The 23,760-nt window shown below is 31.5% G+C and carries 24 protein-coding genes; 21 read left to right on the top strand and 3 right to left on the bottom strand.

From position 1 onward, the window contains the following. Genes HXZ74_RS15830 through HXZ74_RS15815 form a run of 4 tightly spaced genes read left to right on the top strand, consistent with a single transcriptional unit; the run spans position 1 to position 4,695 of the window. Positions 1–1,017, top strand: coding sequence for a vWA domain-containing protein (locus HXZ74_RS15830; RefSeq protein WP_280062594.1), 1,017 nt, complete (start codon positions 1–3; stop codon positions 1,015–1,017). Continuing rightward, positions 1,017–2,027 carry a vWA domain-containing protein gene (locus HXZ74_RS15825; protein ID WP_038336169.1) on the top strand — a complete coding sequence of 337 codons (1,011 nt, stop codon included), beginning with the start codon at positions 1,017–1,019 and terminating at the stop codon, positions 2,025–2,027. The genes HXZ74_RS15830 and HXZ74_RS15825 overlap by 1 nt, the downstream gene beginning before the upstream one ends. A gap of 17 nt (positions 2,028–2,044) precedes the next feature. After that, positions 2,045–2,902, top strand: a complete 858-nt coding sequence (locus HXZ74_RS15820) for a tetratricopeptide repeat protein (protein ID WP_180905521.1) — start codon at positions 2,045–2,047, stop codon at positions 2,900–2,902. Further along, positions 2,902–4,695 (top strand): BatD family protein, encoded by a 1,794-nt coding sequence (locus HXZ74_RS15815; protein ID WP_286476282.1) that lies wholly within the window; start codon positions 2,902–2,904, stop codon positions 4,693–4,695. The genes HXZ74_RS15820 and HXZ74_RS15815 overlap by 1 nt, the downstream gene beginning before the upstream one ends. A 69-nt stretch (positions 4,696–4,764) precedes the next feature. Here the strand turns inward: HXZ74_RS15815 and HXZ74_RS15810 are convergent, their stop codons facing one another. Next, on the bottom strand, positions 4,765–5,301 hold the full coding sequence (locus HXZ74_RS15810) for a hypothetical protein (RefSeq protein ID WP_280062599.1): 537 nt from the start codon (positions 5,299–5,301) through the stop codon (positions 4,765–4,767). Between the two features lie 147 nt (positions 5,302–5,448). Here HXZ74_RS15810 and HXZ74_RS15805 point away from each other — a divergent pair, with 147 nt between their 5' ends. The 6 genes from HXZ74_RS15805 (at position 5,449) to HXZ74_RS15780 (ending at position 10,061) form a co-directional block, all read left to right on the top strand. Next, positions 5,449–6,075, top strand: a complete 627-nt coding sequence (locus HXZ74_RS15805) for a hypothetical protein (RefSeq protein WP_286476281.1) — start codon at positions 5,449–5,451, stop codon at positions 6,073–6,075. Between the two features lie 66 nt (positions 6,076–6,141). Then, positions 6,142–7,665, top strand: a complete 1,524-nt coding sequence (locus HXZ74_RS15800; RefSeq protein ID WP_286476279.1) for a histidine kinase — start codon at positions 6,142–6,144, stop codon at positions 7,663–7,665. After that, positions 7,666–8,388, top strand: coding sequence for a CPBP family intramembrane glutamic endopeptidase (locus tag HXZ74_RS15795; RefSeq protein ID WP_286476277.1), 723 nt, complete (start codon positions 7,666–7,668; stop codon positions 8,386–8,388). Between the two features lie 7 nt (positions 8,389–8,395). Continuing rightward, positions 8,396–9,148 (top strand): LytR/AlgR family response regulator transcription factor, encoded by a 753-nt coding sequence (locus tag HXZ74_RS15790; RefSeq protein WP_280062602.1) that lies wholly within the window; start codon positions 8,396–8,398, stop codon positions 9,146–9,148. An 83-nt stretch (positions 9,149–9,231) separates the two neighbouring features. Beyond that, the gene (locus HXZ74_RS15785; protein ID WP_038336159.1) at positions 9,232–9,846 is read left to right on the top strand and encodes a MarC family protein; all 615 of its coding nucleotides are present in this window, start codon (positions 9,232–9,234) and stop codon (positions 9,844–9,846) included. A gap of 14 nt (positions 9,847–9,860) precedes the next feature. Further along, positions 9,861–10,061 (top strand): hypothetical protein, encoded by a 201-nt coding sequence (locus tag HXZ74_RS15780; protein WP_125350576.1) that lies wholly within the window; start codon positions 9,861–9,863, stop codon positions 10,059–10,061. 44 nt (positions 10,062–10,105) lie between these two features. Here the strand turns inward: HXZ74_RS15780 and rnpA are convergent, their stop codons facing one another. Further along, entirely contained in the window at positions 10,106–10,486 is a 381-nt protein-coding gene (gene rnpA / locus HXZ74_RS15775; protein ID WP_280062605.1) for a ribonuclease P protein component, read from the bottom strand. A 112-nt stretch (positions 10,487–10,598) separates the two neighbouring features. Here rnpA and HXZ74_RS15770 point away from each other — a divergent pair, with 112 nt between their 5' ends. From HXZ74_RS15770 to HXZ74_RS15745, 6 genes are all read left to right on the top strand, one after another. Then, positions 10,599–11,009 carry a BrxA/BrxB family bacilliredoxin gene (locus HXZ74_RS15770; protein WP_038336154.1) on the top strand — a complete coding sequence of 137 codons (411 nt, stop codon included), beginning with the start codon at positions 10,599–10,601 and terminating at the stop codon, positions 11,007–11,009. 150 nt (positions 11,010–11,159) lie between these two features. Then, positions 11,160–12,128 (top strand): T9SS type A sorting domain-containing protein, encoded by a 969-nt coding sequence (locus HXZ74_RS15765; RefSeq protein WP_280062606.1) that lies wholly within the window; start codon positions 11,160–11,162, stop codon positions 12,126–12,128. A gap of 253 nt (positions 12,129–12,381) precedes the next feature. Then, positions 12,382–13,377: an aspartate-semialdehyde dehydrogenase gene (locus HXZ74_RS15760; protein WP_038336152.1), complete on the top strand. Its 996-nt coding sequence runs from the start codon at positions 12,382–12,384 to the stop codon at positions 13,375–13,377. A gap of 154 nt (positions 13,378–13,531) precedes the next feature. Beyond that, entirely contained in the window at positions 13,532–14,074 is a 543-nt protein-coding gene (locus tag HXZ74_RS15755; RefSeq protein WP_280062607.1) for an RNA polymerase sigma factor, read from the top strand. Beyond that, complete coding sequence (locus HXZ74_RS15750) at positions 14,071–15,096, top strand: hypothetical protein (protein ID WP_280062608.1); 1,026 nt, start codon at positions 14,071–14,073, stop codon at positions 15,094–15,096. The genes HXZ74_RS15755 and HXZ74_RS15750 overlap by 4 nt, the downstream gene beginning before the upstream one ends. Before the next feature lie 41 nt (positions 15,097–15,137). Beyond that, positions 15,138–16,736, top strand: a complete 1,599-nt coding sequence (locus HXZ74_RS15745; protein WP_114998644.1) for a S8 family peptidase — start codon at positions 15,138–15,140, stop codon at positions 16,734–16,736. Positions 16,737–16,779: 43 nt separating this feature from the next. Here HXZ74_RS15745 and HXZ74_RS15740 read toward each other — a convergent pair whose 3' ends face one another. Then, positions 16,780–17,706 (bottom strand): bifunctional riboflavin kinase/FAD synthetase, encoded by a 927-nt coding sequence (locus tag HXZ74_RS15740; protein WP_052217857.1) that lies wholly within the window; start codon positions 17,704–17,706, stop codon positions 16,780–16,782. Positions 17,707–17,876: 170 nt separating this feature from the next. Between HXZ74_RS15740 and HXZ74_RS15735 the strand changes: the two genes are divergently transcribed. The 5 genes from HXZ74_RS15735 (at position 17,877) to HXZ74_RS15715 (ending at position 23,426) form a co-directional block, all read left to right on the top strand. Further along, on the top strand, positions 17,877–18,599 hold the full coding sequence (locus HXZ74_RS15735; protein WP_286476275.1) for a GLPGLI family protein: 723 nt from the start codon (positions 17,877–17,879) through the stop codon (positions 18,597–18,599). 145 nt (positions 18,600–18,744) lie between these two features. Next, positions 18,745–20,253 (top strand): F0F1 ATP synthase subunit beta, encoded by a 1,509-nt coding sequence (atpD, locus tag HXZ74_RS15730; RefSeq protein WP_280049780.1) that lies wholly within the window; start codon positions 18,745–18,747, stop codon positions 20,251–20,253. Positions 20,254–20,338: 85 nt separating this feature from the next. Continuing rightward, a complete protein-coding gene (locus tag HXZ74_RS15725) occupies positions 20,339–20,632 on the top strand; it encodes a F0F1 ATP synthase subunit delta/epsilon (protein ID WP_038336143.1) in 294 nt (97 codons plus the stop codon). Positions 20,633–21,081: 449 nt separating this feature from the next. After that, on the top strand, positions 21,082–22,389 hold the full coding sequence (locus tag HXZ74_RS15720) for an O-acetylhomoserine aminocarboxypropyltransferase/cysteine synthase family protein (RefSeq protein ID WP_286476273.1): 1,308 nt from the start codon (positions 21,082–21,084) through the stop codon (positions 22,387–22,389). Positions 22,390–22,418: 29 nt separating this feature from the next. Then, positions 22,419–23,426, top strand: coding sequence for a homoserine O-acetyltransferase family protein (locus HXZ74_RS15715; RefSeq protein WP_286476271.1), 1,008 nt, complete (start codon positions 22,419–22,421; stop codon positions 23,424–23,426). The last annotated feature ends 334 nt before the right edge of the window (positions 23,427–23,760 follow it).

Genomic DNA, 23,760 nt, shown 5'->3' with positions numbered 1-23,760 from the left:
ATGCTAAATTTTGAGTTTCAAAATCCTTGGATCTTACTCTTACTACTTGCTTTGCCTTTCTTTATTTTCAGAGAAATTCGCAAAACGAGCCAGAAAAAAGCATCCTTAAAATTACCTTCGCTCAAAGCATTTGGAGGTGCAAAAAGTTCGTTAGCGACGTACAAACCACTTTTATTTTTGATGCGAATTATCGCGATGGCTTTGTGCATTGTTGCCTTGGCTCGTCCACGTTATGTAGATGTTACAACAAAAGTAAAATCGGACGAAGGAGTTGATATTTTATTGACTGTAGATACGTCGTTGAGTATGTTAGCCCGTGATTTGAAACCTGATCGTTTAACAGCGTTAAAAGAAGTTGCAAAAGACTTTTCACTTGGAAGAAAAACGGACAGAGTTGGTTTAGTCGAATATTCTGGAGAAGCTTTGACACGTGTTCCATTAACAACAGATCGTGATGTTTTGACACAAGAAATCGAAATGTTACATTCAGGTAGTTTAGCTGATGGAACAGCAATTGGAGTTGGTTTAGCAACAGCTGTTAATCATCTTAAAAATAGTAAGGCAAAATCTAAAGTAGTTATTTTGATTACAGATGGTGTTGAAAGTGTAAATCCTTCTGGAGATTTGATGTATGTTTCACCGAGACAAGCCGCTGATATTGCAGCAGAGAAAGGGATAAAAGTATATACAATTGGTATTGGAACAAACGGAATGGCGCCTATGCCTGTTGGTTACGATATGTTAGGTGATTATGTTTTTGAGATGCGTCCTGTACAAATTGATGAAAAACTGTTAGAAGAAGTTGCAGATAAAACTGGAGGTTTATATTTCCGTGCAACAAACAATGAAAGTCTAAAAAACATTTATGACGAAATTGATAAACTTGAAAAAACAGAAATTAACGAAGTCAAATATTATAATTATACCGAATTGTTTGCACGATTTTTATTGCCTGCATTCATCATTTTGGTATTAGAAGCCATTTTACGAAGAACCGTTTTTAAAGAATTAATCTAATGCAGTGGGGAGAATTACATAATATTTGGTTGATGATTTTATTGTTTGTCGTTATATTTTTATCGATAACAGTATTTCAGTGGCGCGAACGTGTAAAGAAAACCTTTGCAGATAAAGAATTATTTCCATTTGTTTTTCCAATCACATCTTCAAAGCGTTATGGTTTCAAAATTGTTGCATTTTGTGTAGCTTTATTTTTAATGGTAATTGCATTGATGGATCCACTTTATGGTGAACGAGATGTGCAAGTAAAACGCGAAGGAATTGATATGGTTTTCTTGTTAGATTTATCAAGTTCGATGAATGCACAAGATGTTGCTCCTTCTCGATTAGAAAAAGCAACAAAATTAATCACAGAAACATTACATCAATTAGGCGGAGATAGAGCTTCTTTGGTTGCGTTTGCAGCGAATGCTTACACGATTTCTCCATTGACAAATGATTATGCTGCAATCGAAAGTTATTTGCAAAATGTTAATACTGAGTTAATTTCGAGCCAAGGAACAAATTACTTAAATGCGATTCAGGAAGCTGCAAAAACATTCAAAGGTTCTGCGAATACAAGTAAATTAATTGTGTTAATTTCGGATGGAGAAGACAACGAAAATACAGTTAATCAAGCTTCTAAAATAGCAAAAGATAACGGAATTCATATTGTATCAGTTGGTGTTGGAACAGACAAAGGAGCTCCAATTCCGATGTACTACAATGGCTACGCCGAAGACTATAAAAAGGACGAAACAGGTTCTACAGTTATTACAAAATTAGAAGATAAAAATCTTCGTGAATTGGCACAAGATACAAACGGAACTTATATTCATTTGGATAATACACAAGATGCATTATCCGCATTATCAATGTATAAAGCCCGATTAGATAAAAACGAAATTGCTAACTCTACAACAAGAGATATGAATCACATTTATCAGTGGTTTTTAGCGGTTGCGGTTTGTTTACTTTTTGTGGAATTATTAACATCTGAATATAAGATTTTTAACAAAAAGAAATAGTAAGTTTGTATGGTAAAATGATGTACTTTTTAAAACAAATAGGATTTTTAGGAATAATGCTTTTATCCGTTTTTGGTTATAGCCAATCGAAAGCGAAAAGCTACATTATTGAAGGTAACGAGTATTATCAAAAAGGAAAATTTGATAATGCAGAAGTTGCCTACAAGAAAGCTGCCATGGAAGATCCAACTTCTGTCAAAGCAAATTACAATTTGGGAAATGCTTTATTTCAACAAAAACGCTACAAAGAAAGTATAGCACATTACAAACGTTCTGCTGAAGTATCTAAAACGAATAATGATAAACATTTGGCTTATCACAATTTGGGGAATGCTTTTATGCAGGAAAAAGATTATCAAAATGCTGTTGATAATTACAAACAAGCCTTACGAAATGATCCAAAAGACGACGCTACACGTTACAATTATGCATTGGCAAAAAAGATGTTAGAAAAGGAACGTGAGAAGCAAAAGGATCAGAATAATAAGGATAATAAAGATCAGAACAAACAAGATCAAAATAATCAGCAAAAACAACAACAGCAGCAGAATAAACAGAATCAACAAAACCAAAATAACCAAAAGCAGAATCAGAATCAATCTCAACAACAACAATCTGATCAGCAAAAACAGCAAAATCAAGGAGGAAATCCGAAAGCTGGAGGTGAAAATGGAAATAATAAAGGACAAGGAAATAATCAATCTCCAGAAATCAAACAAGGAAATAATGGAGACGGAAAAGAACAAGATAATGCAAAGAATAATTTGGGAGACGGTTTACTAAAAGCATTGCAAAATCAGGAAGCCAAAACCCAACGAAAAATTATTCAACAAAAAGCAGAAAAACAACGAACAACAACATCTAAGGATTGGTAATGACAACGACAAGCGTTTTAAATAGCTTTTTAGTGTTTGCCTTAACGTCTATCACAGCGTTAGCACAACAAATTTCTTTTAAATCTGATGCAGACAAAACGCAGGTCAGTTTAGGGGAAGCATTTAGCGTGGGCTTTTTTATCGAATCTAACACAGATAGTTATTCGATTGATCAACCAATGAAATATCCGCCACACAAAGGATTACAAATTGTAGGTGAACAACGCTCGCAAAATGTATCGTATGTGAATGGAAAAGGAGTGATAGAAGAAGGAATTATCCTTGCTTTTGTTGCTGAAAAAGAAGGTAAATACCGCATTGGAGCTGCTAAGATTGTGATTAATGGAAAAACCTATACATCAAAACCTGTCGATGTTGTAGTGAAAGGAACAGGATTGACGCACAACAATTTTAGAAGTAATACTTCTCAACCAGTCTTCCTGCAAAGTAAAGTTTCGAAAACGAATCCTTATGTGAATGAACAAGTTGGTTTATCAGTAAAATTATACGTAAAAGATTTATCTTATCTTAATCGTAAACAAAACTTTCGTCAAGGAAATTTAGATGGATTAAGCCCAAAAATAGTTAAAAGTTCTCCTGAAAATATCAAACAAGAAATTGTTGGAGGAAAACAATATTTCTCTGAAGAAATTGCACGTTATTATGTTTTTCCTCAAAAACCAGGAAAGATAGAAATTGATCCGTTTTCGGTAGATGTGGTGTTGCCAACAACATATGGTGCAGAGCCTGTAGAAGTGCGTAGTAATCCAGTTGTGATTAATGCAAAAGCGCTTCCAGAAGAAGGAAAACCAAAGAATTTTAGCGGTGCAGTTGGTCAATTTAAAATGAATGCTTCGGTTGATAAAAAAGAAGTTGCTACCAATGAAAGTGTAAATTTTGATGTCGAAATTATTGGAACAGGAAACTTTAATACCATTAATTTACCTGAAATTACAACGCCAAAAAATTTAGAAAAATTTGCGCCAAAAAAACGTGATGCATATAAAACCTATGATACAGGAATGAAAGGAAAAGTTGCTGAGCAAACAGTTCTTGTACCAAATTTTGGAGGAGAATATACGATTTCGCCTGTAGAATTTAGTTATTTCGATCCTGTTAAAGAGAAATATGTAACCTTGAAATCAGATTCGATTAATTTGTCTGTTTCAGGTTCTAAAACTTCTTCTGCAACTGCTATGGCATCTAATTCACCTGATTCGACAATTTCTGATAAAATAGAAGAAATGACGAATGATGTAAAAGAAGGAAAAAGCGGTTGGTTGTGGTTAACTGGTGGTGTAATTGCATTGAGTGCTGGAAGTTTATTTTTGATGAGAAAGAAAAATAATCCGACACAAAAACAAACAATTGAACCAAAAATAAAACCTCTTAACGAGCAAAATAATTTTGAAGCATATCAACCAAAATCAGAAACGCAGAAGTTTACTTTGGTTGAAAAACCAACGATAAATTTGAGCCAAATTTCAGCTGAATTAGATGAGTTGAAGCAAAAAATAAACGCTGAAGACCAAAAAGATTTTTATCAATTACAAGAAAATATTTTGTGTAATGCAGCGCTATTAAAAACGAATACAGATTTAGCTCATTTCTCTGATGATGTAATTGCAAATAAACTGATTGAAAATGGTGTGAGTGAATTAGCCGTAGAACAATGGAAATTGTTGTTGAATAATGCACGACAAGCTAAATATGCCTTTGGTGGTTTGCATCAAAATTTAGAAGAAGTTTTCGAAGCTACGCAAAATATTTCCGAAGAATTATTACGAAAATAAATTTCAAGTTTTTTAGATAGTAAAAGGGACAATCTCAGTTTTGAGTTGTCCCTTTTATTTTGAATATTTTTAAGCTTTACGTCCAACATATTGTATTCCAGAAAGCAACTTTTTTGCATCAACTTTCACTTCACTTCCTTTGATTTCTACTCCGTTTGTTGAGATTTTTCCGTTCGATCCAACTTTCGTTTTCCCTACAGAAACACCATCTTTTCCAACCGAAATATTTTCATAATCTTTTTGACTAATTCCAATACAATCAACAGGATTATTCGCCGAAATTGTCAATTGATTTTCATCGTTATCATACACCACACAACCTGTATTGATTTGATAATTTCCGACCAATTGTTTCGGAATTGTATAGATTACTTTTTCATCACTTGCCAAATAAGAAATCGCATAAATACGCTTGTTTGGAATCAAATGATCGATCCAAATTTTCTTCGAAGATTGTTTGTCTTTCGATATTTGCACATCATTTTCACTATCGCGCAATTCGTCTGGCGCAGTCAATGCAACTTGGCTGTAACGCCCTGTCACTTGCGCTTTCGTATTACTTGCAAAAGCCGTTACAAGTAAAGTAGCTAAAAAGAGTTTTTTCATATTTGATTGATTTAGTTTTGATTATGTTAATCCAAAAATGAAACCATTTTACAATTCATCCTCAAAAATTGACATTTCGGTAACATATAATTTCAAACGAAAAGTGTTTGTAAGAACTTTGACTCAACAAATTAAAAAACACAAATGATGAAAACAATTTTCTTAACAATCGCAATTTTATTCGCTGTATCAACTTTTGCACAAAAGAATTTTGAATCAGATATGAATAAAACTTTAGCAGAATGGTACAAAGGAAATCATTCTTCTGAAGCTAATTTTAAGCAATTAATAAATGATTATCCAAATGAATGGTTGCCTAAATATTACTTGACTTTTTCTGAAGTTTTGAAAACGTTAGAATCAAAAGATGTGGATAAAAATGAAGAAATTCTTTTGAATGTAAAAACTCAAATCGATGATTTAGTCAGAAATAATCCATTAAATGTAGAAATTCTAAATTTAAAAGCGTTGTATTTAACAGCAGAAATTGTGCAGAATCCAATGCAAAATGGAGCAATTTATTATCCAGAAGTAGTACAAATCTATCAAAAATCGTTGATGTTAGACCCTACTAATCCACGTTCTGTTTTAGGTTTGTCTGACTTCAATATCAATGCTGCAAAATATAGTGGAATAGATATTACACAAGATTGTAAAAATGTAAAAAAATCTTTAGCTTTATTTGATGCTGAAAAGCCAAAGAATAACGAACCCAAATGGGGAAAAGATCGTGCTGAACTATTGTTGAAAAATGAATGTAAAAACGTACAATAATGATAGCTTTAGTCGCTCAGTTTATTAACGAAATTGTTTGTTGGTTGATTAATTTAATTGCTTAATATGGAAAAAGTACAAAAAATAGGGTTAATTATTTTTTCAATAATTTTTACATTAATTATTTTACTTATAGAATTTAATTTAAATGAACGCAATTTTATAGTCGAATCATCTAAAGATTTAGGAAGAATATTAGGTTATTTTACTAGCTTCTTAATTTTAGGATTTATTATTTACAAATTTGTATATGGAATTATAGTTTCTGACAAAAAGTTAATTGTTCGCAATATTTTGATTCTATTTGTAGTCAATGTTTTGATTTATAGCGTGATATTTTTTACATCGCCAAATGTGTCATTCAATCAATTTTTTCATCCAGAAGCCATCAAATATTTTATCGGATATTTTTCGTTCAGTGTTGCAGCATCTTTTGTAAATACGAGTATTTTTTATGATTTTAGGCAAAATTTACCAGAATCAGCTGATTCACAAAGAATGATAAGAAAGTATTTTCTACGTTCAATTTTTTATACGATGATTTTGTACTATGTTTTTGTGAAATTTGGAAATCAACTTCTTCAAAAATATATTTTTTACGATCAAACGATTAACTATTTTTTGGTTGCGTTAATTACAACATTCTTTTTAGCACTTTTTTATTTTCTTGATAGAAAGAAAAATAAATTAGAACGTAAAATTGTTATCGAATCAACAAAAGCAGAAACAGCAACTGCACAATTCGAAACCTTAAAAAATCAATTAGACCCACATTTTTTATTCAATAGTTTGAATGTTTTAACTGGTTTAATAGAAGAGAATCCAGAGAATGCAATAGATTTTACAACATCACTTTCTAAGATTTATCGATATGTTTTAGAACAAAAAGACAAAGAAGTTGTTCCAGTACAAGAAGAAATAAATTTTGCTAAAACGTATGTGAGTTTGCTAAAACTTCGTTTTGAGAATAGTATTGATTTTGAAATTGAGCAAACAACTTTCTCCGATCAAGAATATATTGTTCCGCTTTCGTTGCAAATTTTATTAGAAAATACCATAAAACACAATGTGGTTTCGGAACAAAAACCATTAAAAATAAAAATTTATAAAAAAGATAACTTTCTAATTGTTGAAAACACTTTACAACCAAAAGAAACCATTAAAGATTCGACAGGAATTGGACTGAAGAATATTATCAATCGTTATCAATTAATTTCTAATCGTGAAGTTAACATAGAAAAAACTGAACAATTATTTTCAGTAAGAATACCAATATTAACACAAAAAATGACTATTATGAATACACAAAACAATACAGACGAACAACAAGCTTATCAACGAGCTATTAATAGAACAAAAGAATTGAAAGAATTTTATCATTTTTTATTTACATTAATTGTAGGGAACATTTTTTTGATAGTAATTAATTACTTGACAAGTCCACAATATTGGTGGTATTTATTTGTTTTAGCAGGATCAATAGTTTCTATTTTAATTAATACATTTAAAGTTTTTGGATTCGGAACTGAATGGGAAGAAAGAAAAACGAAGGAAATCTATGAAAAGGATCAAAATAAAAAGTGGCAATAAATGAATTTTATAAATCAAATAAAGCAAACAAATTGGATTAGAATAATTATTTTTTATGGATTGATATTGATCGGAACTTTCCTGATTCGTATATGTCCTAATTTTTTACAATTAATTTTTGGAGGTTTAGTCGATTTTCAACTGCCTTGGAACATGAATCATGGTTTGATTATTTTTCTAATTAGTTTACTTTTTTATAAATTCTCTAAGGTTAAAAAAGAAGTTTCTCTTTTGGGAAAAGAAGGTTTCAAAACATTGATTTTTCCATTTATATTACTCGTTGGTTATTCAATTTATGGGTTTAATAACGATTACGGAATTAATAAACATTTGTGGGCAGCGATTTTTATTTCAGTGACGTTGCTTTATGATATTATGGAAGAATATACGTGGCGAGGTTATTTGAATGATGCTTTAGGCAATATATTTTGGATAATAAAAAGCATTATAACGGGAATATTTTGGGCAGTTTGGCATGTATTAATTTTTAAAGATTTTGATCAATTTGGAGGTTTTGGAATTTTTATGTTATTGTGCATTGTTTTTTCTTTTGTATTAACTTTTTCAACAATTCGAACAAAATCGATTATCGTTTCAGCTACACTACATGCTTTAATGGCTAAGACAAATCTCGCAACATTGATCATTTTTGTCATTATACTTGCTTTATTATTTGTTTGGAACAAAATTTTTGAAAGAAAACCGATTCGTGAATTAACTTAAAAAAACTATGAAAATACTAATTATAGAAGACGAAAAACCTGCGGCGCGTTTGTTGAAGCGACGTTTAGAAAAATTTGGTTATCAAATACACGAAATGTTGCATTCTGTAGAAGAAAGTGTAGCGTGGTTGAAAACGAATCCAAATCCTGATTTAGTTTTTCTGGATATTCAGTTATCAGATGGTTTATCGTTTGAGATTTTTAATCAAGTTGATGTTTCGTCAGCCATTATTTTTACGACAGCTTATGACGAATATGTGTTGAAAGCGTTTAAATTAAATTCGGTTGATTATTTGTTGAAACCTGTTGATGAAGAGGAACTGAAGTTCGCAATCGAGAAATTTGAAAAACAATTTCAGCAAAAATCTTCAAGTTTCAATCTAAATGAATTAAAAAATCTTTTTTCGAATAATCAAACAGAAAAATTTAAAGAACGTTTTTCGATCAAAATCGGAACATCAATCAAAATTATAGAAACAGAGAATATCGAATGTTTTTTTAGTGAAAACAAAGCAACATATATTCATACAAAAGAAAATCGAAATTATTTGGTAGATTTTTCATTAGATAAAGTAGAAGAACAAATCGATCCGAAAAAATTTTTCAGAATTAATCGCAGTCAAATTATTCAAATCGATTCGATTAAAGAAATTACAATGTATTCTAATTCAAGGTTAAAAATAATTTTAAATACTTATAACGAACAAGATATGATTGTGAGTCGCGAAAAAGTGACCGATTTTAAGAATTGGTTGGATTAAGATTGATTTCTTGCTTTTTTATGAAAAATTGTTCATAAAAACTTCTATTTTTGCATCAACCAATTAATTATCACTAAATACGAATGGAAAATATAACATCATTTTTTCAGAAATTCTCTTTCAACCAAATCGGAACAACTTTCGCTGTGCTTTTTGCTGTTATTGATATTTTAGGAAGTATTCCAATTATTGTAGGAATTCGAAGCAAAGTTGGACATATTCAGTCCGAAAAAGCCTCGATTGCAGCAGGTATTTTGATGATTTCTTTTTTGTTTTTTGGAACTAAAATTTTGAAATTAGTTGGTGTAGATGTTCAGTCGTTTGCCGTTGCTGGAGCTTTTGTGATTTTTATCATCGCTATTGAAATGATTTTGGGAATTGAAATCCAAAAAGGAGTCGAATCTAACTCTGCATCCATCGTTCCTATTGCGTTTCCGTTAGTTGCAGGTGCAGGATCGTTGACAACTGTACTTTCGCTTCGTTCGCAGTTTGCAGATATTAACATTGTGATTGCGATTATATTAAATATGTTAATCGTATATTTGGTGCTGAAATTCGCAGGAAAACTCGAAAAATGGATGGGACCTGGAGTTTTATCGGTGCTGAAAAAAGTATTTGGAGTAATTTTATTGTCAATCGCAATCAAATTATTTACGTCAAATATCGGTGCATTGTTTATGAATGAAATTAAAATTTAAAAATTCATTATCTAATGAAAACATATATTTATATCGCGACAATCGTTTTGTTGATAGGTTTAGGTTACAACCTATATGAGATGGATTATAAAGCTGGTTTTATGGCTGAAGAAAACTTTCGTAGCGTTTTAGGAATTGGAGCATCAGTTTGTGGATTAATTTTAGTATCTGTATACTTTAGTTTTTTCAGATTGCAAGCAAATCTTAAGAAATAAACAGTTTTACAACTTATAATAAATGAAAAAGATTAATCCTCGGATTAATCTTTTTTTGTTTGTATCGCTTCGTTTAATTTTTCTAATAAAGTTTTGACAGATTGTTCAATCACTTCAAAAGGTTGATGTTTTGTCGAAGTATAAATCATTACTAAATCAATCGAATAGTTTTCATTAGGTTCAAGCAACAATTTATTCAATCTGTAAGCTTCTTTAGCACGACGTTTCAATAAATTTCGATCAACCGCGTGTTTGAATTTTTTCTTCCCAACGCTCACTCCTACCCTTATATTGTAATCCGCTTTCGGCTTGATTTTGTAGACAAATCTAATCGGATGAGAAACAAATGTTTTTCCATCAGAAAACAATTCATCGAATGCTTTTCTGCTTTTAAGTTTCTCATTCTTACCAAAAGTCAATTTCATATTGCTAAATTCTACGTAAATTTGTAACTGCAAAAGTAAGTATTCTAAAAAGTTTTAGAATTATGTAACTTTGAAAATAATTTATTTTTATTAAAAACAAAAAAAGGACAATATGTATCCAGCAGAAATAGTAATGCCGATGAAGGCTCAGTTGACTTCTAATGGTTTTGAAGATTTAACTACTCCAGAACAAGTAGAAGCAGCAATCAAACAAGAAGGAACAACTTTGGTAATGGTAAATAGTGTTTGTGGTTGTGCCGCAGGTGCTGCAAGACCAGGAGTTGTAATGTCATTAGATAATGATAAAGTTCCTACACATTTAACAACGGTTTTCGCAGGATTTGATAAAGATGCTGTAGCAAAAGCTCGTGAGTTTTTTGCTCCGTTTCCACCAAGTTCTCCAGCAGTTGCTTTATTCAAAGATGGTGAATTAGTACATATGTTAGAGCGTCATCATATCGAAGGACACTCTGCAGCAGCTATCGCAGAAAACTTAAAAGCTGCTTACAACGAGTTTGCTTAATAAGATATAAATCATATTAATATTTATTTAATCCATAATCCTTGCGATTATGGATTTTTTATTTTTATTGTTTAAAATTTTGTATTCTTAATGTAATTGTTTAGTTTTATTTGTGAATTAAAAAATAAATAACACTTAAAATTAATTATTATGAAGAAAATTTTTACACTTTTATCAATTGCAGCTTTATCAACTGCGACTTTTGCTCAGAAAGTTCAATTAACTGACCAAGCTGTTTTAGAAAATGGAGTAGCTATGCCAGATAATAAAGCAGCAGCTGAATTATTTAAACAAACAGCAAATGGACAAAATGGATACGGGGTTGCTTATTTAACAAACTTTGGAGAAGCGATTGTTGTTGCTGATGATTTTGAGATTGCTAAAAACTCAAAAATCACTAAAATTACTGGTTATGGATTTAGTACAAATGCAACTAATATTACTACTATTACAAGTAATTTGCTTGTTTACATTTATGAAGATAATGCAGGTTCTCCTAAACAAACACCAGACAACCCTTTAATGACAATTAAAATGGCAAAAGGATCTACAGGTGTAACTTATGTGAAATCTGGATCTTATGTTGATATTGTATTAGATTTAGCAGCAGCAGGAAAAACAATTAATTTAGATGCAGGAAAAAGATATTGGATATCTATTCTACCTGAAACTAGTGATGCTAATGGATCTAATAGATGGGCGTGGTTTAAAGCAACTGATCAAAAATATAGCGGAAAAGCACAATTAATAGATTTAGGAGATCTATTTGGTGGAGGTTATACTGAATGGACAGACTTAGATGATATTTTAACAACACCTTGGGGTAATTTTGGAACGGCATTTGCTCTTGAAGGAGAAGATAATTTAGGTGTTTCTCAAGTTTTAGCAGATAACGTTGTTTCTATTTATCCAAATCCTACATCTGATGTAGTAAATGTAAAAACATTAGAAAGTATTAATGTAAAATCTATTCAAATTGTTGATTTAACTGGAAGAGTAGTTTCAACTAATATGGATAAAAAATCAATTAATATTTCTTCTTTACCAAAAGGAACTTATTTAGTTAAAGTTCAAGATACTTCAGGTAAAACATTTACTCAAAAAATCATCAAAAAATAATTTTTGAAAAATATTTTTATACAATTATAGAAAAGTGGAGCAATTTGTTCCACTTTTTTTGTGTTCAAAATTCTTATAAAAAAGAGTTTTATAAATTTTAATTCGAGGAAAAGTTCAAAAACCTGAATTAACATCATAACATAAAATATATCATATCAAATAGATTGCTAAACCTATGAAATAGAGAAAAATGTATCGAAATAATCAGTAAATTAGCAATTCGAAATTTTTTAATACATTATTTAATAAACAAATGAGAATAGCAGTCGTAGGCGCTACCGGAATGGTCGGCAGAGTTATGCTCCAAGTTTTGGAAGAAAGAAATTTTCCAATCACTGAAATTATACCAGTAGCATCAGAAAGATCAATAGGAAAAACTATTGAGTACAAAGGAAAAGAATACAAAATTGTATCAATGCAGGATGCTGTAGAAATGCGAGCTGATATCGCAATCTTTTCAGCAGGTGGAGAAACTTCCAAACAGTGGGCGCCTAAGTTTGCAGAAGTTGGAACAACTGTAATTGACAATTCATCGGCTTGGAGAATGGATCCAGATCGTCCGTTGATTGTACCAGAAATCAATGCAGATATTTTAACAACAAATGATAAAATTATCGCAAATCCTAACTGTTCTACAATTCAGTTGGTAATGGTTCTTAATCCTTTACACAAAAAATACGGAATTAAACGTGTAGTTGTTTCTACTTATCAATCAGTTACGGGAACAGGTAAAGATGCTGTGGAACAATTGAATGGAGAAATTGAAGGACGCGATGTTGCGAAAGTTTATCCATATCAAATTTTCAAAAATGCATTGCCTCATTGTGATGTTTTTGATGAAGAAACAGGTTACACAAAAGAAGAATTGAAATTGACTCGTGAGCCTCGTAAAATTATGCGTGTTGACGAAATGAATATCACTGCTACTGCGGTTCGTGTTCCTGTGCAAGGAGGACATTCGGAGTCTGTGAATATTGAATTTGAGAATGATTTTGATTTAGCAGAAGTTCGCAAATTATTAGCTGAACAGGAAGGTGTAACTGTACAAGATAATCCTGATACAAATACTTATCCAATGGCATTCTATTCAGAAGGGAAAGACGATGTTTTTGTAGGTCGTATCCGTCGTGATTTATCTCAACCAAATGCATTAAACTGTTGGATTGTTGCGGATAATTTACGTAAAGGAGCTGCTACAAATGCGGTTCAAATTGCAGAATATCTAGTAAAACATAATTTAGTTGGATAAAAAATTCGATTAAATAACCAATATAAAGTCGCTCTTGTAGCGACTTTTTTTATGTTTAATGAATAAGTTTTCAGAACTTTAACAAATATTTTACGCTATCAAAGCAACCATAAGCGTAATTTTCGCATCTAAACAGTAAGAAAGAAAAAGTATTTTGGACGAAAAACAACTCATAAAAGCTTGTATCAGCAATGATTCGAAAGCACAGCGGCTGCTTTACGAAAAATATGATGCGCGATTTTTTGCGGTTTGTAAACGTTATTTTACCGATATACAACAAGCGGAAGATGCGTTGGTAAAAGGATTTTTGAAGATTTTTCAGAATCTTGAAAATTATTCGTTCGAAGGAGGTTTTGAAGGATGGATGCGAAGAATTATGATTAATGAATGTTTGATGGAGTTGCGGAAAAATAAAATTTTTCATCTCAATGTTGACGATTACTCCTCTTCTATTTCATCTAATCAAGAAGCTTCGCAACAAATAGAAGAAGATGATGTGATGAAACTCCTCGATTATCTGCCCGAAGGCTGTCGTCTCGTGTTTACCCTCTACGTTATTGAGGGATATAAGCACAAAGAAATTGCCGAAAGTTTGGGCATTACAGAAGGAACATCGAAATCGCAACTTAATTTAGCGAAGACGAAATTGAAGGAAATGTTAAGTAAGAATGAAAATATAAAATCAAATTTATCGTGAACACAAACGATCCAATAGAAGATTTATTTCGATCAAGAAGTAACGAAACTGTCGGCGAAAAACCGAGAGATTTGGTGTGGAAACGTATTGAATCTGGTTTGCAGAAGGAGGAAAAGAAAAAGAAACCTATTCGTGAATTTGTTTCGAGTGTATGGTTTTCTGCTGCTGTTTTCGCGTTGATTGCGATTCCTTACTTTGTACTTTTTATCGAGAATATTAATACTGAAAATAGAGAAAATTCACTTGAAATTGTCAAAACAAATGTCCCAGTTATTGAGCAATCACCTGCTGAACAAGAAGAAATAGTGGTTTTGGAATCGAAAGATAAAGATTTGGAAAAACCTCTAGAAATAGTAAAGAATGATGAAGTTACAAAAGAGCCTGTTTATAAAGTAATTGAAGGACATTCTGCTGACGCAATTGCTGACGAAGGATATTTTCCTCAATTATCTAATGCGTCCGCTCCAAATGCTCCAGTTAATTTATCAGCACCGCAAGCAATGGAAGTTCGTTCTAAGGTTTTAGATTCCATAGAAAAAGAAGGTCAATATGCTAAAGCAAATAGTCAAAATTTGGGCTATATAAAAGATTCAGTTATTTCGGATAAATTAGCAGGGAAAGCTTCAGGTGTTGTAATTAGAGGTGCTTCTAAATTAAAAGACACTTCTGATGTGATGAAAATGACGGTTGTTGCAGAAGAACGTGCTGCGAATACATCATTAGAAACAGCTTCGATGATGGAAGTTTCGCCAAAAAAATCTGTAATTGACAAATCAGCGATTGTTTATAAACCATTAAAATTTACAGTAAAATCAGATATTTTACGTACCAATTTCAAATTACAAAAGAAATCGAAAGATAAAATTTCGTTTGAAAGTACAACGAATAATCTTGTCATTACATTCGAAAAAATAAATGATAAAATTGTTTTAACGACTAACGAACCAAAAGTTGATGCGACGCTTTTAGGAGTTTTGGAAAAGAATAAGAAAGAAATTTTTACTTATTATCAATCAAAGTAAAATAAAATGTTAATTTAGTCGTATTGAACGAATTAACATTTATGAAAAAATTTTTATCTCTAACTTTAATATTACTTGGCTTTACTTTTTCTTTGGCTCAAGATTTATACTTGGTCAAATTAAAACCAAAGGAAAATACATCAAATTTTTTATCAAACCCTTTGCAGATACTTTCTCAACGATCATTAGATAGAAGAGAAAAGTATAAAATCTCGATCACTGAGGAAGATGTTCCTATATCTGAGTATAGAATTAATGAACTTAAAAAATTATCATTAAATTATATTGGGCATTCGAAATGGTTGAATACTATGATGGTAGAGATTTCTGATGAAACTATTTTGAGTAAATTAAAAGCATTAAGTTTTGTTGAAACTGCAGAATCTTTGGTTCGTAATTCAGTTCCTAAATCATCAAATAAAAATTTGTCAAAATGGAAAGATCTAATACATAATTCAGAAGAGTTTAATTATGGTTATGCTAATGATTTTATTGACCAAATTAATTTAAAACCACTTCACAATAATAATATTTTAGGACAAGGAGTTTTGATAGCAGTTATTGATGCTGGCTTTCCTAGAGTTGATAAAATTTCAGCATTTGATATATTGCGTAAAGAGAATAGAATTCTTGACACCTATGATTTTGTAGATAAAAAAGAAAATGTATATGATGCAGATAATCATGGAACAATGGTTTTATCTACAATGACAGCAGAAGTTGATGGAAAATATGTAGGAACTGCACCAAAAGCTACATATTCGTTATATCGATCAGAAGACAATACTTCAGAAACTCCAAAAGAGTTGATGTATTGGGTTCAAGCTGCAGAAAGAGCAGATAGTGTAGGTGCTGATGTAATAAATACCTCTTTGGGATATTATGCTTTTGATGATGCGAGATACGATTATACATTTGATAATATGGACGGAAAAACGACATTAATTTCTAAAGGAGCTGAAATAGCTGCTAATAAAGGAATTTTTGTTGTGGTAGCAGCTGGTAATGAAGGAAATGATCCTTGGAAAATGATTTCAGCACCTGCAGATGTTAAAAATGTGTTTTCAATTGGAGCAAATGATATATACAAAAATCCCGCAGCATTTTCGTCTTTTGGACCAAACGCATTAGGGGAAATTAAACCAAATGTATCAGCTTTAGGACAAAATATTGTAGTTTATTTGCCTGATGGAAGTTTAACTTATTCGAATGGAACTTCATTTGCATCACCAGTTTCAGCAGGAGCTGTAGCATTAATGATTCAACAATTTCCTAAAATTAAACATGATATTTTAAAAGATAAAATTCAAGAATCTGCTCATCTTTTTTCCTTTCCTTCAAATCAATTAGGTTATGGCGTACCAAATTATTATAAGGCATCTCAAGATTTATTGAAAACAAATGAAGTAGAGAACTTAAAATCAATAAAGATATATCCGAATCCTTTCCAAGATGTTATTCATATAAAATCTAAAGAAGAAATCGCAAAAATAGAATTATATAATTTGATTGGACAAAAGATCATTTCGATGAATAATCGAAATTCTATTTCAACAAATCAATTACAATCTGGAGTTTATTTAATTCATATTACAGATTCTAAAGGAAATGCTTTAGTAGAGAAAGTTGTTAAGAAGTAAATTATTTCCGAAGTCAAATGATTAATTTTTGACTTCGGAAATTTTATTTTGAATAATGTTTTATTGCATTTTCTTTGTCTTGATTCATCGCGGTGATTAAATCATCTAAAGAATCAAATTTCTTTTCATCTCGCAAATGACCTAAAAATTCAAGGCGAATTGTTTCTCCATAAATTTCTCGATCAAAATCCAATATATTCACTTCTACTCGATGTTCGCGAGAATTGGTAACCGTTTCTCTAAATCCGATACTTAATAAACCTAAATATTTTTGATTATCTACAAAAACATCAACCGCATAAACACCATCTTTTGGAATCAATTTATTAGGATCAACTTGTAAATTAGCGGTAGGAAAACCAAGTGTACGCCCAATTTTATCACCATGAACAACTTCTCCAGAAAGTGGATAATGATAGTTTAACGCTTTGTTCGCATATGCGATATTTCCTTCGATAAGTGCATTTCTAATTTTTGTAGAACTCACCGCCACATCATTTTCTTCGACAGCTTGCAATTGAATCAAATTGAAACCATATTCTTTCGAAAGAACTTGTAATTGCTCGAAATTTCCTTCTCTATTTTTCCCGAAATGATGATCGTAACCAATGACTAACGTATCAATATTGATTTTATCAACCAATAAATTTTTGACAAATTCTACAGAAGTTACTTGTGAAAAATCTTTTGTAAACGCTTGAATAATCAAATGTTCTAACCCAAATTGACGTAAAACATTTTCTTTTTCCTCTAAAGTGTTCAAAAATTTAAGATCACAATTTGGCTGTAAAACCATTCTGGGATGTGGATTAAAAGTAATCAAAACACTTTCTCCATCAATTTCTTTTGCAATTGTATTGAGTTGTTTCAGAATAGATTGATGTCCAATGTGCACACCATCAAACATGCCCAAAGTAAGGACAGGACGTTTGATAGGTTTGATTTCTTCTAAGGATTGATAAACGTTCACTAAAAATGATTTTGCACAAAATTAAGGCTTTCAAATCGAACTTCAAATCTATTTTTAATTTCCTTTGATTGTAATATTCTGATTGTTATAGTAAGTCGTAAAATAAAATTAGGATTAATGAAATTGATTTTATAAATTTAAATATAGACATAACATCAAGAGAATCAATCATGAAGATATTTATACTTTTTTTATTACCATTTGTTTCATTATTCGCTCAAAATTATAAAGTTGAATATGAAGGGAAAAGCTTGTTATCAGAGCAAGAAAAGAAGAGATTAGCAGCTTATCCTGATATAATTGAGCAATATGAATCGCCAAAAACATACGATTTGTTTGTCAATGAAAACAATTTGTGTTTGAGTAAAGAACGACCAAAATTGAATAGTAATAATATGGAAATGATTGGAAGTTATACCATAAATTATACAATTATTAATCCTGTAGAAAAAATTATTTACGAAGATATTAATATTGAAAATAGAAATTATAAAGTAAAATCTCCCTTAAAGTTAGACGAAAATTGGGTTTTTAGTAGAGATACTAAAACGATAAATGGAATTATTGCCACAAAAGCAACAATGGAAAAATCTAAAAATACGTATGAAGTATGGTTTGCAAAAAGTATAAAAACGAAATGTGGACCAAATAATTTTGGTGGACTTCCAGGCTTAGTTTTAGAAATTACAATAAAACCTAAAAATGAAACTGGTTCAACACCAATTGTTAAAATGACGAATATCGAAACGATAAATAATGATAAAGAATTTAATTCTTATTTCAATAATATTTCTGATAAAACAATTTCGAGAGGAGAATTTGATAAGATTTATGAAGATTATCAGAAAAAAGTACAAGAAATGTATGGCGGAAATGGAGTTGATAAGGATTGATATTTTTGTTTTAGAAGTTCGTTGTTTATAATATTCTGATTACTAATCAAAATATTATGACAAAAATCTTAAAAAGTATATAAATTATACAATGTTTTTAACTTACCTTTGCACCCAAATAAAATAAACTAAATCATTTCATATAATGGCAAATCAAAAGAAAGGTAAGATTGCACAGGTTATTGGACCTGTAATTGACGTTATTTTTGATAACGCAGAAGGCCTTCCAAATATTTATGATGCATTAGAGGTTCCTCGTCAAGGAAAAGAAACATTAATTCTTGAAGTCGAGCAACACATCGGTGAAGATACTGTACGTTGTATCGCAATGGATAGTTCTGATGGTTTACAAAGAGGTCAAGAAGTTATCGCTTTAGGAAAACCAATTATGGTTCCTATCGGAGAAAACATCAAAGGACGTGTATTTAATGTAGTTGGAGATGCTATTGATGGTTTAGGGAATTTAGACAAAGAAAACGGTTTACCTATTCACCGTCCAGCTCCAAAATTCGAAGAATTATCAACATCTGCAGAAGTTTTATTTACAGGTATTAAAGTAATTGACTTAGTAGAGCCATACGTAAAAGGTGGTAAAATTGGTTTATTTGGTGGTGCCGGAGTAGGTAAAACAGTATTAATTCAGGAGTTGATGAACAACATCGCTAAAGGACACGGAGGTTTATCTGTATTCGCTGGTGTTGGTGAGCGTACTCGTGAAGGTAATGACTTAATGCGTGAGATGATTGAAGCTGGATTAATTAATTACGGTGAAGATTTCATGCACTCTATGGAAGGTGGATCTTGGGATTTATCTAAAGTAAATAGCGAAAACATGAAAGAGTCTAAAGCTGCTTTCGTTTTCGGACAAATGAATGAACCTCCAGGTGCACGTGCTCGTGTTGCTTTAACAGGTTTAACATTAGCTGAATATTTCCGTGACGGAGATGGACAAGGTCAAGGACGTGACGTATTATTCTTCGTAGATAATATCTTCCGTTTTACACAAGCAGGTTCTGAGGTTTCTGCCTTATTAGGACGTATGCCATCAGCCGTAGGTTATCAGCCAACATTAGCAACTGAAATGGGTGCTATGCAAGAGCGTATTACATCTACTAAAAACGGATCTATTACATCTGTACAAGCAGTATATGTACCTGCCGATGATTTAACTGACCCTGCGCCAGCTACGACTTTCGCGCACTTAGATGCTACAACGGTATTAGATCGTAAAATTGCTTCATTAGGTATTTACCCAGCGGTAGATCCATTGAACTCTACATCTCGTATCTTATCACCAACAATTATTGGTAAAGAACATTACGAAACAGCACAACGTGTAAAAGAAATCTTACAACGTTACAATGCTTTACAAGATATCATCGCGATTTTAGGTATGGAAGAGTTATCAGAAGAGGATAAATTAGTTGTACACCGTGCACGTCGTATCCAACGTTTCTTATCTCAACCATTCCACGTTGCAGAACAGTTTACAGGTATCCCAGGTGTTTTAGTAGACATCAAAGATACAATCAAAGGATTCAACATGATCTTAGATGGTGAAGTTGACCAATATCCTGAGGCTGCATTCAACTTACGTGGTACAATCGAAGAAGCGATTGAAGCTGGAGAAAAAATGTTAGCAGAAGCTAAATAATATAGTTTAACCATACAAAGAGTGCTTACGTTTCTTTTCTTTTTGAAAGTTGCTAAGTACTCTTTTTTTTAAAAACAATAGGATTATGCACTTACAAATTATTACGCCAGAATTCGTAGTTTTCGATGCAGAAGTAGATGCTGTTACTTTACCAGGGAAAGATGGTGAATTCCAGTTATTAAATAACCACGCTCCTATCGTTGCAACTTTAGGTGAAGGAACAATCAAAATTAAAGTTCACACAAAAACTTTCGAAGATTTCGATAATCAATCTGGCAAAGTTTACAGTTCTCCATCTAATGAATCTACATTATTGTTAGATATCAAAGGAGGAACAATAGAAATGAACAATAATAAAGTAATCGTTTTAGCAAACTAATTACTTTTTTATCATAAAACTTAAAAGGAGATCAAAATTGATCTCCTTTTTTTATGTTTTTAACCTAATATTCTCCATTTTACTTCAAATTTTATTCTGTTTAAATCCTATTTATAGATTTCGAAAGAAATATTTTTAGCTTTTTGGTGTAAATATTCTTTATAAATTGATTTTATAGATTTATTTTCTAAAAACTAAATCTAAATTTTATTATTTAGAAAATTATTCTAATTTCACATCTAATATAAAACTACAAAGTGTAGTTAGAAATGAATAATTTTTTTAAAGATGAAGTACAATTCTAAAAAACATTCTTTTGGACACGGCGTCCTGCTTCACAGCATCTATAATTGTATCAATAGTAAAATTCGAATGTGCAGCTGCTAATTTCAGCTAACTAACCTACCCTACTATTTATTAATCGTAGTCACATTCAAAACAATTTTATTATGTTAAAAGAAAAACAATTACATTTCGATACTTTACAAGTACACGCAGGTCAAGAAGTAGACCCAACAACAGGCTCTCGCGCTGTTCCAATTTATCAAACATCTTCTTATGTATTTAATGATGCCGAACACGGAGCAAATTTATTTGCTTTGAAAGAATTTGGTAACATTTATACAAGAATTCAGAATCCAACAACTGACGTTTTCGAAAAACGTATTGCTGCACTCGAAGGTGGTGTTGCGGCATTGGTTGTTTCATCGGGACAAGCGGCACAATTTATTGCTTTAAATAATATTTTAGAATCAGGTGATAATTTTGTTTCAGCTTCTAATCTTTATGGCGGAACATATAATCAATTCAAAGTTGGTTTTAAGCGTTTAGGTGTTGATGTTCGCTTTGCCGAAGATGCAGATCCAGCTAAAATAGAATCATTAATTGATGAAAATACAAAAGCGATTTATGCAGAAACGATAGGAAATCCGAGTTTTAATGTTCCAGATTTTGAAGCAATCGCTGTAATTGCGAAGAAACATAATATTCCATTTATTGTGGATAATACATTTGGTGCAGGCGGTTATATTTTCAAACCTTTAGAACATGGAGCAAATGTTGTTGTAGAATCTGCAACAAAATGGATCGGTGGACATGGAACTTCGATTGGTGGAGTTATCGTGGATGGCGGAAATTATGATTGGGGAAATGGTAAATTTCCACAATTTTCTGAACCATCAGAAGGTTATCATGGTTTAGTTTTTTCTGATGTTTTCGGAGTGAATGGACCTTTTGGGAATATTCAGTTTATTATTCGTGCTCGCGTAGAAGGTTTACGCGATTTTGGTCCCGCAATTTCACCGTTCAATTCTTTCCTATTGTTACAAGGTTTAGAAACGTTGTCGTTAAGAGTTCAGAAACATTTGGATAATACCTTAGAAATTGCGCGTTGGTTAGAACTTCATCCGCAAGTTGAAAAAGTGAATTATCCTGGATTAATTACTTCTCCAAGTCATCATTTGGCTAAAAAATATTTGAAAAATGGTTTTGGAGCTGTTTTATCATTTCAAATTAAAGGTGATGCAGCCAAAGCGAATCAATTTATTGATAGTTTAGAATTGATTAGTCATTTGGCAAATGTTGGTGACGCAAAATCGTTAATTATTCATCCTTCCGCAACAACTCATCAACAATTAAGCGATGATGAACAAAAATCTGCTGGAGTTTTTCCAGGTTTATTGCGCCTTTCTGTCGGAATCGAATATATTGATGATATCAAAAATGATCTTCAACGTGCTTTTGATAAAATTAAGTAAACACAGTATTTTAGCTATAAATTAATTCAGTGAATTTTCATCAATATAATTATACAAAGCCATTTCAATTAGAAAATGGTCAAATTCTCGAAAATTTAACCATTGCTTATCATACAGCGGGAACATTGAATCCCGAAAAAAACAATATCATCTGGGTTTGTCATGCTTTAACGGCAAACTCGGATGTTTTCGATTGGTGGGCTGGTCTTTTTGGAGAAAATGAATTGTTCAATCCAAAAGATCATTTTATTATTTGTGCTAATGTGATTGGTTCTAATTACGGAACAACAAATCCGTTGTCTACAAATCCTGAAACAAATTCACCTTATTATCGAGATTTTCCTACAATTACGATAAAAGATATGGCAAATGCGCATCAATTGTTGGCAGATCATTTAGGAATTTCGACTATTCATTTATTAATTGGTGGTTCACTCGGTGGTCAACAAGCGTTAGAATTTACGTTGCTGAATCAAGTTAAAGTGGATAATTTGGTTTTGTTGGCGACGAATGCGGTACATTCTCCTTGGGGAATTGCGTTCAACGAATCGCAGCGTTTAGCTATCGAGGCAGATGCAACTTTTAACGATAAAACTGAGAATGGAGGAAGAAATGGATTGATTGCAGCACGTACAATTGCGATGTTGTCTTATCGTACCTATATTATATATGAACAGAAGCAAAAAGACAAGGATTCTGTTTACAATGATTTCAAAGCATCTTCTTATCAAAAATATCAAGGTGAAAAATTAGCAAACCGATTCAATGCTCATTCTTATTGGACACTTTCGAAAGCGATGGATTCACAAAATCTGGCTCGAAATAGAGAATCTTTAGAGAAATCTTTGGCTCAGATTTCTTCGAATACTTTAGTGATTGGAATTTCTTCGGATATTTTATTTCCCCCAAACGAACAAAAATTTATAGTGAATCATATTCCAAATGCAAAATTTATCGAAATCGATTCTATTTTTGGACACGATGGTTTCTTGGTCGAATTACAAGAATTAAATACAATTTTGGAACATCTCGTATAATATTATGAAATGAATAATTATATGAAGCTCGATTTATTCGAGCTTTTTTTATTTATAAATAGATTCTACTTCGTAGAATTTCTCTCGAGTCGCTCCTTCTAAAGTATCCATTTTGCTTTTCTTTTGTTCAAGAAAAGCAAAACGTCTAATCTTTTTGTGCGTTAAAAATGGGCTTTTCTCTTTTAAAACCTCCTATTACACATCTCATATCTAAAAAAATCAAAAAATATTTCCCATCGTACCAGTAACTTAAGAACAGAATGTAAAATAAATGTAAAGTATGTTTGGAAAAGCGGAAAAATGGTGCGTATATTTGCAACCGCAATACGAAAGA

Origin of the sequence: Empedobacter sp. R750, assembly GCF_030324345.1 — a bacterium.
GTDB lineage: Bacteria > Bacteroidota > Bacteroidia > Flavobacteriales > Weeksellaceae > Empedobacter > Empedobacter falsenii_C.
The sequence above is the reverse complement of the archived record's forward strand: the minus strand, read 5'-3'. Positions and strand labels throughout refer to the sequence as shown.

Coding starts and splice junctions, on each gene's coding strand:
- HXZ74_RS15830 (WP_280062594.1), top strand. CDS start 1: ATGCTAAATTTTGAGTTTCAAAATCCTTGGATCTTACTCTTACTACTT.
- HXZ74_RS15825 (WP_038336169.1), top strand. CDS start 1,017: ATGCAGTGGGGAGAATTACATAATATTTGGTTGATGATTTTATTGTTT.
- HXZ74_RS15820 (WP_180905521.1), top strand. CDS start 2,045: ATGATGTACTTTTTAAAACAAATAGGATTTTTAGGAATAATGCTTTTA.
- HXZ74_RS15815 (WP_286476282.1), top strand. CDS start 2,902: ATGACAACGACAAGCGTTTTAAATAGCTTTTTAGTGTTTGCCTTAACG.
- HXZ74_RS15810 (WP_280062599.1), bottom strand. CDS start 5,301: ATGAAAAAACTCTTTTTAGCTACTTTACTTGTAACGGCTTTTGCAAGT.
- HXZ74_RS15805 (WP_286476281.1), top strand. CDS start 5,449: ATGAAAACAATTTTCTTAACAATCGCAATTTTATTCGCTGTATCAACT.
- HXZ74_RS15800 (WP_286476279.1), top strand. CDS start 6,142: ATGGAAAAAGTACAAAAAATAGGGTTAATTATTTTTTCAATAATTTTT.
- HXZ74_RS15795 (WP_286476277.1), top strand. CDS start 7,666: ATGAATTTTATAAATCAAATAAAGCAAACAAATTGGATTAGAATAATT.
- HXZ74_RS15790 (WP_280062602.1), top strand. CDS start 8,396: ATGAAAATACTAATTATAGAAGACGAAAAACCTGCGGCGCGTTTGTTG.
- HXZ74_RS15785 (WP_038336159.1), top strand. CDS start 9,232: ATGGAAAATATAACATCATTTTTTCAGAAATTCTCTTTCAACCAAATC.
- HXZ74_RS15780 (WP_125350576.1), top strand. CDS start 9,861: ATGAAAACATATATTTATATCGCGACAATCGTTTTGTTGATAGGTTTA.
- rnpA (WP_280062605.1), bottom strand. CDS start 10,486: ATGAAATTGACTTTTGGTAAGAATGAGAAACTTAAAAGCAGAAAAGCA.
- HXZ74_RS15770 (WP_038336154.1), top strand. CDS start 10,599: ATGTATCCAGCAGAAATAGTAATGCCGATGAAGGCTCAGTTGACTTCT.
- HXZ74_RS15765 (WP_280062606.1), top strand. CDS start 11,160: ATGAAGAAAATTTTTACACTTTTATCAATTGCAGCTTTATCAACTGCG.
- HXZ74_RS15760 (WP_038336152.1), top strand. CDS start 12,382: ATGAGAATAGCAGTCGTAGGCGCTACCGGAATGGTCGGCAGAGTTATG.
- HXZ74_RS15745 (WP_114998644.1), top strand. CDS start 15,138: ATGAAAAAATTTTTATCTCTAACTTTAATATTACTTGGCTTTACTTTT.
- HXZ74_RS15735 (WP_286476275.1), top strand. CDS start 17,877: ATGAAGATATTTATACTTTTTTTATTACCATTTGTTTCATTATTCGCT.
- atpD (WP_280049780.1), top strand. CDS start 18,745: ATGGCAAATCAAAAGAAAGGTAAGATTGCACAGGTTATTGGACCTGTA.
- HXZ74_RS15725 (WP_038336143.1), top strand. CDS start 20,339: ATGCACTTACAAATTATTACGCCAGAATTCGTAGTTTTCGATGCAGAA.
- HXZ74_RS15720 (WP_286476273.1), top strand. CDS start 21,082: ATGTTAAAAGAAAAACAATTACATTTCGATACTTTACAAGTACACGCA.